This is a genomic window from Kosakonia radicincitans DSM 16656, assembly GCF_000280495.2.
Lineage (GTDB): Bacteria > Pseudomonadota > Gammaproteobacteria > Enterobacterales > Enterobacteriaceae > Kosakonia > Kosakonia radicincitans.
Genome location: NZ_CP018016.1, coordinates 145480 through 160905, shown reverse-complemented (window position 1 = coordinate 160905; position 15426 = coordinate 145480). Strand labels below are relative to the sequence as shown.

Sequence of the window (15426 nt, the reverse complement as noted above, 5' to 3'; positions counted from 1 at the left end):
CATGAAAGATAAGTTGCTACTGGATGCATTCTCTGCGCTCAGCCTCGGCGTGATCATCGTTGATGCGCAATACCGCATTACGTTGTGGAACGCCTGGCTGGAAGCCCATACCGGCCTTGCCGCCAGCGAAACGCTGGGGGAGGATTTTTTTACTGTCTTTCCTGACTTGCAGTATCACCGCGTGGGCGATGCTATCCGCCAGGCGATTGGCCACAATTTATCAGCCCTGCTGTCGCAGTCGCTGCACCGTTCTCCGTTTCCGCTTTATGCCGAACCGGCACGGCCTGCTGCCCGGCTGAGCCAGGCCGTGACTATTGTTCCGCTGGGTGATGCTGAACGGTTTTGCCTGATCCAGATTGTGGACGTTACGGCCGCAGTCCGCCGCGAATCCCTGCTGCGCGATCAGGCGCACGAACTGTTATCACAATCGCTGTCGGACGGCCTTACCGGCGTGGGCAACCGGCGTTACTTCGATCTCTGCATTGACCGCGAATGGCGCGCCAGCAAGCGCAACAACAAATCGCTGTCGCTACTGCTTATCGATGTCGATCACTTCAAACGCTATAACGATTGCTACGGCCACCAGCGCGGAGATGAGTGCCTGCAACAGATCGCGACCGCTATGCGTAATGCACTGGATCGCCCAAACGACATTCTGTTTCGCTATGGCGGCGAAGAGTTCTGCGCCCTGCTGCCGGAAACGCGCTCCGCCGATGCGGTGGAAATTGCCGAACGGTTGCGCACCAGCGTTCAACTGCTGGATTTACCCCATGCTAACTCGCCCGACCGCATCGTCAGCGTGAGCATTGGTGTCGCCAGTCTCAACCAGCAACAACACGCAGAATACGGCCAGCTTATTCAGAGTGCGGATGACGCGCTGTACGTAGCCAAACGCGCGGGCCGCAATACGGTGCGCGTAAAATCCGCCACCAGACAATCGCAACCGGTTAAGAGCTGATGAAGTGGGGCTATAAAAAAACCCGCCGGAGCGGGTTTTTTCGTTGCAGATGACCTATTGCAGCAGGGAGATATCCGCTACCTGCAGGAACAGTTCACGCAGTTTCGCCAGCAGCGTCAGGCGGTTAATACGCACGTCTTTGTCGTCGGCGTTTACCATTACCTTTTCGAAGAACTCATCAACCGGCTCACGCAGTTGCGCCAGTTCGATCAGTGCTTCCTGATAGCGACCTTCTGCAAAGAACGGCTCCAGCTTATCGCGCAGCACCACCAGATTACCGGCCAGCTTGATTTCGGCCGCTTCTTTCAGCACCGAAGCATGAACGATATCGTTCAGCGTTTCATCAGACTTCGCCAGAATGTTGGAGACACGCTTGTTGGCTGCCGCCAGCGCCGCCGCTTCTTCCAGGGTACGGAAGTGCGAAACCGCCTTCATGCGCGCATCGAAGTCCGCCGGTTTGGTTGGACGGCGCGCCAGTACGGCCTGAATGGTGTCAACGCTGAAACCTTCGTCCTGATACCAGGCGCGGAAGCGACCCAGCATAAAGTCGATCACATCATCCACCACGTTAGCATTGGTCAGCTTGTCGCCGTACAGACGCACCGCTTCTTCGGTCAGCGTTTGCAGATCCAGCGCCAGGTTCTTCTCAACGATAATACGCAGCACACCCAGAGCGGCGCGGCGCAGTGCGAACGGGTCTTTATCGCCTTTTGGATGCTGGCCGATACCAAAGATACCCGCCAGCGTGTCCATTTTATCGGCAATCGCCAGCGCGCAGGCAATTGGGTTCGACGGCAGTTCATCACCGGCGAAACGCGGCTGATACTGCTCGTTCAGCGCAACAGCAACATCTTCTGCTTCGCCGTCGTGACGCGCATAGTGCATGCCCATCACGCCCTGGGTGTCGGTAAATTCAAACACCATGTTGGTCATCAGGTCGCACTTGGAGAGCAGACCCGCGCGGGTGGCATGATTGACGTCAGCGCCAATCTGCCCGGCGATCCAGCCTGCCAGCGCCTGAATGCGGTCGGTTTTGTCGCGCAGCGTACCCAGTTGCTGCTGGAACAGCACGGTTTGCAGGCGCGGCAGATGATCCTCAAGACGTTTTTTGCGGTCGGTATTGAAGAAGAACTCGGCATCCGCCAGACGCGGGCGCACTACTTTCTCGTTACCGGAGATAATCTGCTGCGGATCTTTCGATTCGATGTTGGCGACGAAGATAAAGTTCGGCAGCAGTTTGCCGTCGTTACCGTAAACCGGGAAGTACTTCTGGTCACCTTTCATGGTGTAGACCAGCGCTTCCGCCGGAACCGCGAGGAATTTCTCTTCGAACTTCGCCGTCAGCACCACCGGCCATTCCACCAGCGAAGTGACCTCTTCCAGCAGGCTGTTGCTCAGATCGGCATTACCGCCGATTTTGCGCGCCGCTTCTTCAGCATCCGCTTTGATTTTGGCTTTACGCGCGTCGTAATCGGCGATCACTTTGCCGCGCTCGAGCAGAATTTGCGGATACTGATCGGCATTATCGATAGTGAATTCCGGCTCGCCCATAAAGCGATGGCCGCGGATCACACGATCGGAATTGATGCCCAGAATCGTCGCCGGAACAACGGTGTCGCCCAGCAGCAGCGTAACGGTGTGCACCGGACGCACAAACGTCACTTCCGACGCGCCCCAGCGCATCAGTTTCGGGATCGGCAGCTTAGCAAGCGAGGTGGCAACCATGTTCGGCAGCAGCGTTTCGACGCTTTCGCCTTTTACATGGGCGCGATAGAGCAGCCACTCGCCTTTGTCGGTGGTCAGGCGCTCGGCCTGATCGACAGTAATACCGCAACCACGCGCCCAGCCTTCAGCAGCTTTGCTTGGTTTGCCTTCGGCATCAAACGCCTGCGCAATCGCCGGGCCGCGTTTTTCAACTTCACGATCCGGCTGCGATGCGGCAAGTTTTGCCACTTTCAGCGCCAGACGGCGCGGCGCGGCAAACCACTGTACGTCGCCGTGAGCCAGGCCCGCGGCATCCAGTTCAGCGGTAAAATTGGCAGCGAAGGACTCGGCCAGGCTGCGCAGTGCTTTTGGTGGCAGCTCTTCGGTGCCGATTTCCACCAGGAATGTTTTCTCAGACATGGCCGCCTCTTATTTATTTCTGTTGCACATCGGGAAGCCAAGGGCTTCACGGGAAGCGTAATACGCTTCAGCGACTGCTTTGGTCAGCGTACGGATACGCAGGATATAGCGCTGACGTTCCGTTACGGAGATGGCTTTACGCGCATCCAGCAGGTTGAAGCTATGGGCGGCCTTCAGAATGCGTTCGTACGCAGGCAGCGGCAGCGGGTTTTCCAGCGCCAGCAGCTTCTGCGCTTCTTTTTCATATTGCTCGAAGCAGCTAAAGAGGAAATCGACGTCTGCGTATTCAAAGTTGTAAGTGGACTGCTCCACTTCGTTCTGATGGAAAACGTCGCCGTAAGTGGTTTTACCCAGCGGACCATCGCTCCAGACCAGATCGTAAACGCTGTCTACGCCCTGAATGTACATGGCCAGACGTTCCAGACCGTACGTGATCTCACCGGTAACCGGTTTGCACTCCAGACCGCCTACCTGCTGGAAGTAAGTGAACTGCGTCACTTCCATGCCGTTCAGCCACACTTCCCAGCCGAGACCCCAGGCACCCAGCGTCGGGTTTTCCCAGTTATCTTCCACGAAACGAATATCGTGAATCGTCGGATCCATGCCCAGCTCTTTCAGTGACCCGAGGTACAGCTCCTGAATGTTATCCGGGGAGGGTTTAATCACCACCTGGAACTGGTAATAGTGCTGTAAGCGGTTCGGGTTTTCGCCATAACGGCCATCGGTCGGGCGGCGGGATGGCTGGACATAAGCAGTCGCCATCGGTTCTGGCCCCAGCGCGCGCAGACTGGTCATTGGGTGGGAGGTGCCAGCGCCAACTTCCATGTCCAGAGGTTGAACGATGGTGCAGCCCTGACGGGCCCAATAATCCTGTAAGGTCAGGATCAGACCCTGAAAGGTCCTGGTATCAAACTTTTGCATATTCTTTCGTGCTGGATACGTGTGGATTTAAAGGAAGCGACCAGTATACCCGCTGACTGCAAGATATACAGTATGAAACGGAGGTGTTTACGGAAAATTGGGAAAATCACACGGCCGCAGGCCGCATTCTGGACGCTTAGCGCATCGAAAGATGTAGAAACTGACCTTCTGCGTCAAAAGTGCAGACAAACGCCTCGCTACGGGGTGTCATACCACGCATTTCGTAGCTGCCGCGAAATTGTTCAAAACCGGTAACGGCAATTTTTTGCGTTGCGGTATTGTAGCGATGCGCAGCGTTTTGCCGGCATAACTGCTCCATATCGAGGGAGTGAACGGGGTCCGGTCTGGCGTTTTGCGCGCGCTGCACGGGCGTGCCCGGTGCAGCGCTGCATCCTGCCACTAACAGCAGCAACATCGGTACAAGAGATTTCATCATTTTTATCACTGCCCTGTTCGCTGGCTGTTATTTTTAAAGGGGAAGAACACTAGTTTTGCAAATCTGTGGAAAACTGCACAAGCGGATGCGGGAAAACTCAGAATTATCCAGAGCGTCAGGTGGATAAATGGCAGGTCAGAGGATATTTAACATTGAAACAGAGGAACTGATGCAGTCGAAAATTTACTGGATAGATAATCTGCGAGGGATAGCCTGTTTGATGGTGGTGATGATCCATACCACCACCTGGTACATCACCAACCCGGCCAGCATTACCACTTTCGACTGGAATGTCGCGAATCTGCTGAATTCCGCCTCCCGCGTCAGCGTACCGCTGTTTTTTATGATTTCAGGTTATCTCTTTTTTGGCGAACGCAGCGCGCAGCCGCGCCATTTCCTGCGCATCGCACTGTGTCTGATGTTTTACAGCCTTATCGCCCTGCTCTATATCGTGCTGTTTACCTCGATTAACAGCGAGTTATCGCTGCGTAACCTGCTGCAAAAACCGGTGTTCTACCATCTGTGGTTTTTCTTCGCGATTATCGTTATCTACCTGGTTTCGCCGTTGATTCAGGTGAAAGCACTCAGCGGCAAAATGCTGCTGGCGCTGGTTATAGTGATTGGCATCGTGGCTAACCCGAATACGGTGTCGCAGAAGATCGGCCATTTTGAATGGCTGCCCATCAATCTCTACATCAGTGGCGACACGTTTTACTACATTCTTTACGGCATGCTGGGACGGGCGATCGGCATGATGGAGACGCAAAGACGGCAGTTGACGCTTTTCAGCGCGGCGATCTTTTTGCTGGCGGTCTGGGGAATTTCGCGCGGTACGCTGCACGAGTTGAAGTGGCGCGGCAACTTTGCCGACACCTGGTATCTTTACTGCGGTCCGTTAGTGTTCCTCTGCGCCATCGCGCTGTTCACGCTGGTTAAAAATACGCTCAACGATCGCACGCTACCGGGCCTGGCGCTGGTTTCACGCCACTCGCTGGGAATTTACGGTTTCCACGCACTTATTATCCATGCGCTGCGCACGCGCGGCATGGAGCTGCGCAACTGGCCGCTACTCGATATCGTGTGGATTTTTGTCGCCACGCTGCTGGCAAGCCTGGCGCTGTCGATGCTGGTTCAGCGCCTCGACCGACGGCGTTTCGTTAGTTAGCCGTCCGTGCCCGTGCCCGGTGCAACTGGCGCGGCGAAGAGAACCCGGCGGCCAGCGCCGCCTGCTCCGCGCCGTGCCCCTGCAATAAGCACTGCTCAGCAATCACCAGGCGTAACTGTTCAAGGTAGTCACGCACGCTGATACCCAGATGTTGCTGGAACAGGCGCGTCAAATGGCGCGGGCTGACGTGCGCGCATTCGGCGATTTCCGCCAATTGCCACGCTTTTTGCGGCTCGGCGGTAAGCGCATCCTGCGCACGATGCACTGCCGGGTGAAGATGATTGCGGTAACGCAGCCACGGCGAAATCTGCGGATCGTCGCCGGAACGGCGGAACCAGACCACCATCTCACGTGCTACCGCCAGCGCCGTTTCCGGCCCCCGCAGGCGGTTGATCAGATGTAGGGCCAGATCGATGCCGGAGGTGATACCCGCGCTGGTCCAGATACCGCGATCTTCAATAAAAATACGGTTCTCTTTCACCTGCGCCGTCGGCGCTGCCGCTTTTAAACGCGCAATCACGTCATGATGCGTGGTGCACTGCACGCCGCTCAACAACCCTGCTTTCGCCGCCAGCACTGCGCCCGAACAGACGCACATCAGGGTAATGCTCTGGTTGTGGATCTGCGGTTGCAGGCGCATCAGCCAGTGCAGCACAAGACTGGCCTGCGGCGTGTTGAAAAAATTCGCCGAATCGCTGACGCCAGGCAACACCAGCAAACTGCCTGCTGGCAATGTTTCCGGCAGCGGCGAGATGTTGCCCATATTCAGGCCAATCGACGTGGGCACTTCGGCGTCTGGCCCGATGTAATGCAGGCGGAAAGCATCCTGCGCCAGCACGAATGTTTCCGCCGGGCCGGTCATATCCAGCGCCAGCACTCCCGGCAACATCACAAACCAGACATCTGTCGTCATTAGCGTTCCAGAATTTCGTGGACAGTTTGAATCGTGGCGAAGCGGCCTTCCAGCACCGTTTCAGTACGATGACGCAACGCATCGCAATCCAGCGTAATCCCTTTATGCGTCATCGGAAAGGTCAGCGTCGCTTCGCTGGCAAACGTCACACGATAGCCCAAATCCGACGCCACGCGCGCCGTGGTTTCGCAGCACTGTTCAGTGCGAATACCGCAAATAATCAGATGATTTATATCACGCGCGCGCAGCCAGTGATCCAGGCCAGTATCGGTAAAGGCATTGTGCACATGCTTGTAAAAGGTAACGGCTGGTTGATGCGTCAGAAAAGGCATCGGCACAACAAAACCGCTTTCCAGCGAGAAGGGGCCGCTGTCTGCAACGTGAAAGATATCGACAACCGGAATGCCGCGCGCTTCACAGCCGGAAATCAGAGCAGAAATGGCCTGCTGGAAAGCAGGAAAATCCTTCTCCTGCCAGTATTCACGATGAAAGAAAGATTGTTGTGTATCGATATTGATAAGGGCGGTACGTGACATTTCAGGACTCCTTGCTCAGTGGGGATAACGCTATTCTGGCAAGGAGTGTTACGTCTGCTAAGACCAAAAAAGGACAACCTCAGGGTGATTCCGGCCCACTGAAGAAAGTGAGCCGGAACGGTCAGGACATTAGCGGCAACAGCTGCTGATAGATGCGCCGGAACGTCTCGCGACGCGAAGCGTATCCACCATGACGTTCAGCGTTCGGCAGGTGTTGTTGTTCAATGGGAAGCTGTGGTAGCAACGTTGCCAGCGGAACATCCGGGTTCACCGCGACCTGCGCCAGCCGCGCCGCACCCAGCGCCGGGCCAACATCGCCACCAGTACGGTAATCGAGTTGCAGGCCGCTGATATCCGCCAGCATTTGCCGCCACCAGGCGCTGCGTGCGCCGCCGCCGATAAGCGTAATACTCTTAGGCGTCACGCCGCAGGCATGCACCACATCCATACCATCCGCCAGCGCATAACCGACACCTTCCAGCACTGCGCGCGCCAGTTCGCCCTGCCCGTGCTGATGCGTCAGGCCGAAGAAAACGCCCTTCGCCTGCGGGTTGTTGTGCGGTGTGCGTTCGCCAGAAAGATAGGGCAAAAACCAGAGATCGCCCGCCTTGTCGTCCGCCTGCTCCGCCGCGTGAATCAGCGCGGGCACCGATTCCAGCCCCGTAAGCCTTGCGGCCCAGTCCAGACAGGAAGCAGCGCTAAGCATCACCGACATCAGATGCCAGCGCCCCGGCAGCGCGTGGCAAAAGCTGTGTACCGCGCTCTCCGGCTTGCTCAGAAACCCTTCGCTGACCGCGAAATAAACACCGGACGTCCCCAGCGAGAGCATCGCCTGCCCGGCATCGGCCATGCCCACACCCACGGCGCCTGCCGCATTATCACCGCCGCCCGCCACCACGGGAACAACGGGCATTGACCAGCGTCGGGCAACCTCCGGCAGCAGTTCGCCGGTTATTTCGCTGCCTTCAAACAGCGCCGGCATATGTGCGCGGGTGAGCGAGCAGGCCGCCAGCATCTCATCGCTCCAGTCGCGCTTCGCGACATCCAGCCACATAGTGCCCGCCGCATCCGACATATCGCTGGCAAAAACACCGGACATTTTCAGACGCAGATAATCTTTGGGCAGCAATACTTTCGCGACTCTGGCGAAGACGTCCGGCTCGTGGCGCTGAACCCACAGCAGCTTCGGCGCGGTGAAACCAGGCATCATCAGGTTGCCGGTAATGGCGCGGGAATTTTTCACCTGCGCTTCCAGTAGCTTGCACTCTTCGCCGCAGCGGCCGTCATTCCACAAAATAGCCGGGCGCAGCACGCGGTTTTCGTTATCCAGCAGCGTGGCGCCGTGCATCTGCCCGGCAAGCCCGATGGCTTTCACCTGCTGTAACGAATGCGCGGCGGCCAGCGCCTGAATTGCACGATCCGTTGCCTGCCACCACTGTTCAGGATCCTGCTCGGACCATAATGGCTGCGGGCGCGATACGCTGAGTTTTTCCGTATGAGAGGCCAGCACATCCCCCTGCTCACCGAGCAGAATAGCTTTCACGCCTGAGGTGCCGAGATCGATCCCGATATACATAGTGACCACTCCTGTTGATGTGCGCCGCGTTATCCGCGGCGCGGCACCGGTTACTTGTCAAAGAGGTAATGATTGACCAGATTTTCCAGTTGTTCCTGATGACCGCTCTGATGGCGCGGCGCCAGGTTTTGCTGCTCAGCGTACTTCGCCAGCTCCGCCAGGCTAAGCTGCCCCTGCAAAATTTGCTGGCCCAGCTCACCATTCCAGCCGGCATAGCGCTTCGCAACACGTTTATCCAGCTCGCCATCTTCCACCATGCGAGCGGCCACTTTCAGCGCCAGCGCCATGGTATCCATTGCGCCGATATGTCCGTAGAAAAGGTCATATTTATCGGTGCTCTGGCGACGCACTTTGGCGTCAAAGTTCAGCCCACCAGTAGTGAAACCACCAGCTTTGAGAATTTCATACATCACCAACGCATTCTCTTCCACGCTGTTCGGGAACTGATCGGTATCCCAGCCGAGCTGCGGGTCACCGCGGTTCGCATCCACCGAGCCGAACAGCCCCAGCGCAATGGCGGTGGCGATTTCGTGATGGAAAGAGTGGCCCGCCAGCGTGGCGTGGTTGGCTTCGATATTGAGCTTGATCTCTTTCTCCAGACCAAACTGTTTCAGGAAGCCATACACGGTAGCTGCGTCATAATCGTATTGATGCTTGGTCGGCTCCTGCGGTTTCGGTTCGATAAGCAGCGTGCCGTGAAAACCAATTTTGTGTTTGTGCTCAACCACCATATGCATAAAGCGGCCGATTTGTTCGCGCTCCTGGCGCAAATCGGTGTTCAGCAGGGTTTCATACCCTTCACGCCCGCCCCACAGCACATAGTTTTCGCCGCCGAGCTTATGGGTGGCATTCATCGCCGTCACCACCTGCGCGGCGGCCCAACTAAAGACTTCCGGATCGGGATTGGTCGCCGCGCCTGCGCCATAGCGCGGATTGGTAAAGCAGTTCGCCGTGCCCCACAGCAGCTTCACGCCGCTCTGCTGCTGTTTTTCAGCCAGCACATCCACCATCTGTGCAAAGTTGTTGAGGTACTCTTTCAGCGATGCGCCTTCAGGAGAGACATCGACGTCATGGAAGCAGTAATAGGGGACGTTCAGCTTATGGAAAAACTCAAAGGCGACATCAGCTTTGCGTTTCGCCTGTTCCATGGCCTCGCCGGGGTGTTGCCACGGGCGATCGAAAGAGCCCACACCGAACATATCCGCGCCATTCCAGCAGAAAGTGTGCCAGTAGCAGGCGGCAAAACGCAGGTGATCTTCCATGCGCTTACCGAGCACTAGCTCATCCGGATTGTAATGACGAAACGCTAAAGGATTCGTGGTTTTTGGGCCTTCATAACGAACCCGATCCAGCTGATCGAAATAAGCTTGCATAATGAGCTCCATTGGCGAGTGAACAATTCTGAAGTAATACTGGATTCTCTCTCTGGCTTGCTCAATTACGTTATTTCACACCGCTATTAAGAGAATGCACAAACGTGCGCTGGCTCGCAAAATAACGCCGACAATTGTTGCGTGTCGCCTTCCTCTTTTTTATGCAAAATCGGTTTTGCTTTTTTTAAAATAAGATCGCGGTCATAAATCAGCAAATAAACCAAAAAACGTAATGCGTGGATAAAAATCAGTAATTGCCAACTTAACGTTCCGTGTTAAAAATTTGCTCGTCCAAAGCATTGCATGTTTCTTTTATCTCGCTCATCACCCTACGAAAGGTATTACTATTATGAAGATAAAGAACCTTTGCCTTACACTCTGCGCCTCCCTGCTCCTTGCCAGCGCCGTTGGTCACGCCAAAGAAGTGAAGATTGGCATGGCGATTGACGATCTGCGCCTTGAACGTTGGCAAAAAGATCGCGATATTTTTGTTAAAAAAGCCGAATCGCTCGGTGCTGATGTGTTTGTTCAATCCGCCAACGGCAATGAAGAAACACAAATGTCGCAAATTGAAAATATGATAAACCGTGGCGTTGATGTGCTGGTTATTATTCCCTACAACGGTCAGGTATTAAGTAACGTAATAAAAGAAGCCAAACAGGAAGGAATTAAAGTTCTGGCTTACGATCGCATGATTAATAATGCCGACATCGACTTCTATATTTCCTTCGACAATGAAAAAGTCGGGGAATTACAGGCGCAAAGCCTGGTCAAGAAAGTGCCGCAAGGGAATTACTTTTTAATGGGCGGCTCACCGGTGGATAATAACGCTAAGCTGTTCCGCGCCGGGCAGATGAAAGTTTTAAAACCGTATATCGATAGCGGAAAAATCAAAATTGTCGGCGATCAGTGGGTCGATGGCTGGCTGCCGGAAAATGCGCTGAAAATAATGGAAAACGCGCTCACCGCTAACAACAACAAGATTGATGCTGTCGTCGCCTCAAATGATGCCACCGCTGGCGGCGCAATCCAGGCGCTTAGCGCCCAGGGGCTGGCAGGGAAAGTCGCCATCTCCGGCCAGGATGCGGATCTCGCCGGGGTAAAACGGCTGATTAACGGCAGCCAGACCATGACCGTCTACAAGCCGATTACACAGCTTGCCAACACCGCGGCGGAAATTGCCGTTGAACTGGGCAACGGCCAGCAGCCGAAAGCAGATACCACGCTCAACAACGGTCTGAAGGATGTTCCGTCCCGCTTGCTGACGCCTATCGAGGTGACGAAAGACAATATCGACGCCACCGTCATCAAAGATGGTTTCCATCAGAAAAACCAGCTCTAGCACGTTCGGCGCGCCTCTCCATTGCGGGCGCGCCCTCCGCCTCCTCTTTCAGGCGTTGTCAGACCAGCAAATGACGTGGAGCAGCTATGCCTTATTTACTCGAAATGAAAAACATCACCAAAGCCTTTGGTGCTGTGAAAGCCATTGATAATGTCAGCCTGCGACTGAATGCCGGCGAAGTGTTATCACTGTGCGGCGAGAATGGTTCCGGTAAATCAACACTGATGAAAGTTCTGTGCGGGATCTACCCGGCGGGCAGCTACGACGGGGAGATCGTGTTTGCCGGCGAAACCTTGCAGGCCAGCCATATCCGCGACACCGAACGTAAAGGTATCGCCATCATTCACCAGGAACTGGCGCTGGTGAAGCACCTGACGGTGCTGGAAAATATCTTCCTCGGCGCGGAAATCACCCGTAATGGCGTGATGGATTACGACCTGATGACACTGCGCTGCGAAAAACTCCTTAACCAGGTGAGCCTGGCCATTTCACCGGACACCCGGGTGGGCGATTTAGGGCTGGGGCAACAGCAACTGGTGGAAATTGCCAAGGCGCTGAATAAGCAGGTGCGGCTGCTTATTCTGGATGAACCGACGGCCTCGCTTACCGAACAGGAAACCGCGGTGCTGCTGGATATCATCCGCGACCTGCGCAACCATGATATCGCCTGTATCTACATTTCCCACAAACTCAATGAAGTCAAAGCGATATCTGACATGATTTGCGTCATTCGCGATGGCAAACATATCGGCACCCGCGATGCGACGGGCATGAGTGAAGATGACATCATCACCATGATGGTCGGCCGCGAGCTTACGGCGCTTTATCCCAGTGAGCCACATACTACCGGCACGGAGATCCTGCGCGTTGAACATCTGACCGCCTGGCACCCGGTTAATCGCCATATTAAACGCGTCAACGACGTCTCCTTCAGCCTGAAACGCGGCGAAATCCTTGGTATTGCCGGGTTAGTCGGCGCAGGCAGAACCGAAGCCGTGCAGTGCCTGTTCGGTGTGTGGCCTGGCCGCTGGGAGGGCGCGATTTACCTTGATGGCAAGCAGGTGGAGATCCACAACTGCCAGCAGGCCATCGCGCACGGCATTGCAATGGTGCCGGAAGATCGCAAAAAAGACGGCATCGTGCCGGTGATGGCGGTGGGAAAAAATATTACCCTTGCGGCGCTGGATCAGTTTACCGGCGTGCTCAGCAGCCTGGACGATGCCGCAGAACAAGCCTGCATTTTACAGTCTCTGCAGCGGCTGAAAGTGAAAACCTCATCGCCAGCACTTGCCATAGGTCGCCTCAGCGGCGGCAATCAGCAAAAGGCGATTTTAGCCCGCTGCCTGCTGCTTAACCCGCGCATTTTAATCCTCGACGAACCGACGCGCGGTATTGATATCGGCGCGAAATACGAAATCTACAAACTCATTAACCAACTGGTGCAGCAAGGGATTGCCGTCATCGTTATCTCATCCGAGCTGCCCGAAGTGCTGGGCTTAAGTGACCGGGTGCTGGTGATGCATGAAGGCAAGCTGAAAGCCGATCTTATCAATCGTAATCTGACCCAGGAGCAGGTCATGGAAGCGGCACTGAGGAGCGAACATCATGTCGAAAAGCAACCCGTCTGAAATGAAGCTATCCACGGTCTCACCGGGCGTATTTTCCGGTCTGAAATCCCTCAACTTACAGGTCTTTGTCATGATCGCGGCCATCGTGGTGATCATGCTGTTTTTCACCGGTATGACCGATGGTGCTTATCTGAGCGCACGCAATATTTCTAACCTGCTACGCCAGACCGCCATCACCGGCATTCTGGCGGTCGGCATGGTGTTCGTCATTATTTCCGCTGAAATTGACCTTTCCGTTGGCTCAATGATGGGCCTGCTCGGCGGCGCAGCGGCGATTTTTGATGTCTGGCTTGGCTGGCCGCTGCCGCTCACAGTGGCAGTAACGCTGGTGCTCGGCCTGTTGCTGGGCGCATGGAACGGCTGGTGGGTGGCCTACCGCAAGGTACCGTCATTCATCGTCACTCTCGCCGGTATGCTGGCGTTTCGCGGCGTGTTAATCGGCATCACCAACGGCACCACGGTTTCTCCTACCAGCGCGGCGATGTCGCAAATCGGCCAGAGCTATCTGCCAGACGGCGTCGGTTTCGGCGTCGGCGTTCTGGGGATGGTGGTGTTTGTGCTCTGGCAATGGCGCGGGCGGTTGCGCCGCCAGTCGCTCGGCCTCACAACACCCGCCTCCACCAGCGCGATTGGCCGTCAGGCGCTTATCGCAGTGATTGTGCTGGGTGCTATCTGGCTGCTCAATGATTATCGCGGTGTTCCTACACCCGTGCTGCTGCTGGCATTTCTGCTGCTGGCCGGGATGTTTATGGCTACGCGAACCGCGTTTGGCCGCCGGATTTACGCCATCGGCGGCAATCTGGAAGCTGCCCGGCTTTCCGGTATCAACGTTGAGCGAACCAAGCTGGCGGTATTCGCCATCAATGGTTTGATGGTGGCTATCGCCGGGTTAATCCTCAGTTCACGCCTCGGCGCGGGTTCGCCTTCGGCCGGGAATATCGCCGAGCTGGACGCCATTGCTGCTTGTGTCATTGGCGGCACCAGCCTCGCAGGCGGGATCGGTAGCGTTGCGGGTGCCGTAATGGGGGCGTTTATTATGGCTTCGCTGGATAACGGCATGAGCATGATGGATGTGCCCACCTTCTGGCAATACATCGTCAAAGGTGCGATTTTACTGCTGGCGGTGTGGATGGATTCCGCGACCAAACGCCGGGCCTGAAAGGAGTGAATACAGGCGCGATCACACTGCCGGATCTTTTTTATCCGGCAGTGTCCTGAATATGATAATCAGAACAGGTCGAAAGCCAGGAATCATAGAGACATGTTTGAAAAACGCCATCGCATCACGCTGTTATTTAATGCGAATAAAGCCTATGACCGCCAGGTTGTCGAGGGCGTCGGCGAGTATTTGCAGGCGTCGCAATCCGAGTGGGACATCTTTATCGAGGAAGATTTCCGCGCGCGCATTGAAAACATTAAAGAGTGGGTTGGCGACGGTGTTATTGCCGATTACGACGACCCAGAAATAGAACAGGTACTGGCCGATGTTGACGTTCCGATCGTCGGCGTTGGCGGCTCCTATCACACGCCAGAAAGCTACCCTGCGGTCCATTACATCGCCACCGACAATCACGCGCTGGTTGAGAGCGCATTCCTGCATTTGAAAGAGAAAGGTGTACACCGTTTTGCTTTTTACGGCCTGCCCGTTTCCAGCGGTAAACGCTGGGCTGCTGAACGTGAATATGCTTTTTGCCGGCTTGTCGCGCAGGAGAAATACCGCGGTGTGGTCTATCAGGGGCTGACCACCGCGCCAGAAAACTGGCAGCACGCACAGAACCGGCTCGCCGACTGGCTACAAACGCTCCCGCCGCAAACCGGCATCATTGCCGTTACCGACGCCCGCGCCCGCCACGTGCTGCAAGTGTGCGACCATCTGCATATTCCGGTGCCGGAAAAGTTGTGCGTCATTGGCATCGATAATGAAGAGCTGACCCGTTATCTCTCACGCGTCGCGCTCTCGTCGGTGGCGCAGGGTACGCGGCAGATGGGCTATCAGGCGGCAAAATTACTGCATCGTCTGCTGGATAGCGAAACCCTGCCGCTTCAGCGACTACTGGTGCCGCCGGTGCGGGTGGTGGAACGACGTTCGACTGATTACCGGTCGCTGAACGATCCGGCGGTCATCCAGGCGATGCACTACATCCGTAATCATGCCTGCAAGGGGATCAAGGTCGATCAGGTGCTGGATGCTGTTGGTATTTCACGTTCCAATCTGGAGAAGCGCTTTAAAGAGGAAGTGGGGGAAACTATCCACGCGGTGATCCACGCGGAGAAACTGGAAAAAGCGCGCAGCCTGCTGATTTCAACGTCACTCTCGATCAACGAGATTTCACAAATGTGCGGCTACCCGTCGTTGCAATATTTCTATTCCGTCTTCCGCAAAGAGTACGACAGCACGCCGAAAGACTACCGCGACCGCTACAGCGAAGTGCTGATATAACGCGCAAAGAAAAA

Annotated in this window: 13 protein-coding genes; 6 read left to right on the top strand and 7 right to left on the bottom strand. The window is 55.7% G+C overall.

Annotated elements, in window-relative coordinates; translation table 11 throughout:
* The first annotated feature begins 1 nt into the window (after window position 1).
* Window positions 2-958 (top strand): GGDEF domain-containing protein, encoded by a 957-nt coding sequence (locus Y71_RS00770; RefSeq protein ID WP_007369550.1) that lies wholly within the window; start codon window positions 2-4, stop codon window positions 956-958.
* A gap of 54 nt (window positions 959-1012) precedes the next feature.
* Here the strand turns inward: Y71_RS00770 and glyS are convergent, their stop codons facing one another.
* The 3 genes from glyS to Y71_RS00755 all read right to left on the bottom strand — a co-directional run bounded on the left by glyS (window position 1013) and on the right by Y71_RS00755 (window position 4439).
* A complete protein-coding gene (gene glyS / locus Y71_RS00765) occupies window positions 1013-3082 on the bottom strand; it encodes a glycine--tRNA ligase subunit beta (protein WP_007369549.1) in 2070 nt (689 codons plus the stop codon).
* A gap of 9 nt (window positions 3083-3091) precedes the next feature.
* Window positions 3092-4003, bottom strand: coding sequence for a glycine--tRNA ligase subunit alpha (gene glyQ / locus Y71_RS00760; RefSeq protein WP_035886762.1), 912 nt, complete (start codon window positions 4001-4003; stop codon window positions 3092-3094).
* 136 nt (window positions 4004-4139) lie between these two features.
* Window positions 4140-4439 (bottom strand): YsaB family lipoprotein, encoded by a 300-nt coding sequence (locus Y71_RS00755; protein WP_007369547.1) that lies wholly within the window; start codon window positions 4437-4439, stop codon window positions 4140-4142.
* A gap of 169 nt (window positions 4440-4608) precedes the next feature.
* Between Y71_RS00755 and Y71_RS00750 the strand changes: the two genes are divergently transcribed.
* Entirely contained in the window at window positions 4609-5604 is a 996-nt protein-coding gene (locus tag Y71_RS00750; RefSeq protein WP_007369546.1) for an acyltransferase, read from the top strand.
* On the opposite strand, the gene Y71_RS00745 is transcribed toward Y71_RS00750, so the two are convergent.
* The 4 genes from Y71_RS00745 to xylA all read right to left on the bottom strand — a co-directional run bounded on the left by Y71_RS00745 (window position 5597) and on the right by xylA (window position 10002).
* Complete coding sequence (locus Y71_RS00745; RefSeq protein WP_007369545.1) at window positions 5597-6517, bottom strand: GlxA family transcriptional regulator; 921 nt, start codon at window positions 6515-6517, stop codon at window positions 5597-5599. The two genes, Y71_RS00750 and Y71_RS00745, sit on opposite strands and share 8 nt — an antisense overlap.
* Window positions 6517-7053: an isochorismatase family protein gene (locus Y71_RS00740; protein WP_007369544.1), complete on the bottom strand. Its 537-nt coding sequence runs from the start codon at window positions 7051-7053 to the stop codon at window positions 6517-6519. Before Y71_RS00740 ends, Y71_RS00745 begins: the two co-directional genes overlap by 1 nt.
* Before the next feature lie 121 nt (window positions 7054-7174).
* A complete protein-coding gene (xylB, locus tag Y71_RS00735; protein WP_007369543.1) occupies window positions 7175-8629 on the bottom strand; it encodes a xylulokinase in 1455 nt (484 codons plus the stop codon).
* Between the two features lie 50 nt (window positions 8630-8679).
* Entirely contained in the window at window positions 8680-10002 is a 1323-nt protein-coding gene (xylA, locus tag Y71_RS00730) for a xylose isomerase (protein WP_007369542.1), read from the bottom strand.
* Window positions 10003-10351: 349 nt separating this feature from the next.
* Here xylA and xylF point away from each other — a divergent pair, with 349 nt between their 5' ends.
* The 4 genes from xylF (at window position 10352) to xylR (ending at window position 15412) form a co-directional block, all read left to right on the top strand.
* On the top strand, window positions 10352-11344 hold the full coding sequence (gene xylF, locus Y71_RS00725; RefSeq protein ID WP_007369540.1) for a D-xylose ABC transporter substrate-binding protein: 993 nt from the start codon (window positions 10352-10354) through the stop codon (window positions 11342-11344).
* An 86-nt stretch (window positions 11345-11430) separates the two neighbouring features.
* Window positions 11431-12972 (top strand): xylose ABC transporter ATP-binding protein, encoded by a 1542-nt coding sequence (locus Y71_RS00720; RefSeq protein ID WP_007369539.1) that lies wholly within the window; start codon window positions 11431-11433, stop codon window positions 12970-12972.
* Complete coding sequence (gene xylH / locus Y71_RS00715; protein ID WP_007369538.1) at window positions 12950-14131, top strand: xylose ABC transporter permease XylH; 1182 nt, start codon at window positions 12950-12952, stop codon at window positions 14129-14131. Before Y71_RS00720 ends, xylH begins: the two co-directional genes overlap by 23 nt.
* A gap of 102 nt (window positions 14132-14233) precedes the next feature.
* Complete coding sequence (gene xylR / locus Y71_RS00710; RefSeq protein ID WP_007369537.1) at window positions 14234-15412, top strand: D-xylose utilization transcriptional activator XylR; 1179 nt, start codon at window positions 14234-14236, stop codon at window positions 15410-15412.
* Window positions 15413-15426: the final 14 nt, after the last annotated feature.

What these genes read in the sequence shown, in the direction of transcription:
- Y71_RS00770 (WP_007369550.1), top strand. Translation starts at nt 2, where the DNA reads ATGAAAGATAAGTTGCTACTGGATGCATTCTCTGCGCTCAGCCTCGGC.
- glyS (WP_007369549.1), bottom strand. Translation starts at nt 3,082, where the DNA reads ATGTCTGAGAAAACATTCCTGGTGGAAATCGGCACCGAAGAGCTGCCA.
- glyQ (WP_035886762.1), bottom strand. Translation starts at nt 4,003, where the DNA reads ATGCAAAAGTTTGATACCAGGACCTTTCAGGGTCTGATCCTGACCTTA.
- Y71_RS00755 (WP_007369547.1), bottom strand. Translation starts at nt 4,439, where the DNA reads ATGATGAAATCTCTTGTACCGATGTTGCTGCTGTTAGTGGCAGGATGC.
- Y71_RS00750 (WP_007369546.1), top strand. Translation starts at nt 4,609, where the DNA reads ATGCAGTCGAAAATTTACTGGATAGATAATCTGCGAGGGATAGCCTGT.
- Y71_RS00745 (WP_007369545.1), bottom strand. Translation starts at nt 6,517, where the DNA reads ATGACGACAGATGTCTGGTTTGTGATGTTGCCGGGAGTGCTGGCGCTG.
- Y71_RS00740 (WP_007369544.1), bottom strand. Translation starts at nt 7,053, where the DNA reads ATGTCACGTACCGCCCTTATCAATATCGATACACAACAATCTTTCTTT.
- xylB (WP_007369543.1), bottom strand. Translation starts at nt 8,629, where the DNA reads ATGTATATCGGGATCGATCTCGGCACCTCAGGCGTGAAAGCTATTCTG.
- xylA (WP_007369542.1), bottom strand. Translation starts at nt 10,002, where the DNA reads ATGCAAGCTTATTTCGATCAGCTGGATCGGGTTCGTTATGAAGGCCCA.
- xylF (WP_007369540.1), top strand. Translation starts at nt 10,352, where the DNA reads ATGAAGATAAAGAACCTTTGCCTTACACTCTGCGCCTCCCTGCTCCTT.
- Y71_RS00720 (WP_007369539.1), top strand. Translation starts at nt 11,431, where the DNA reads ATGCCTTATTTACTCGAAATGAAAAACATCACCAAAGCCTTTGGTGCT.
- xylH (WP_007369538.1), top strand. Translation starts at nt 12,950, where the DNA reads ATGTCGAAAAGCAACCCGTCTGAAATGAAGCTATCCACGGTCTCACCG.
- xylR (WP_007369537.1), top strand. Translation starts at nt 14,234, where the DNA reads ATGTTTGAAAAACGCCATCGCATCACGCTGTTATTTAATGCGAATAAA.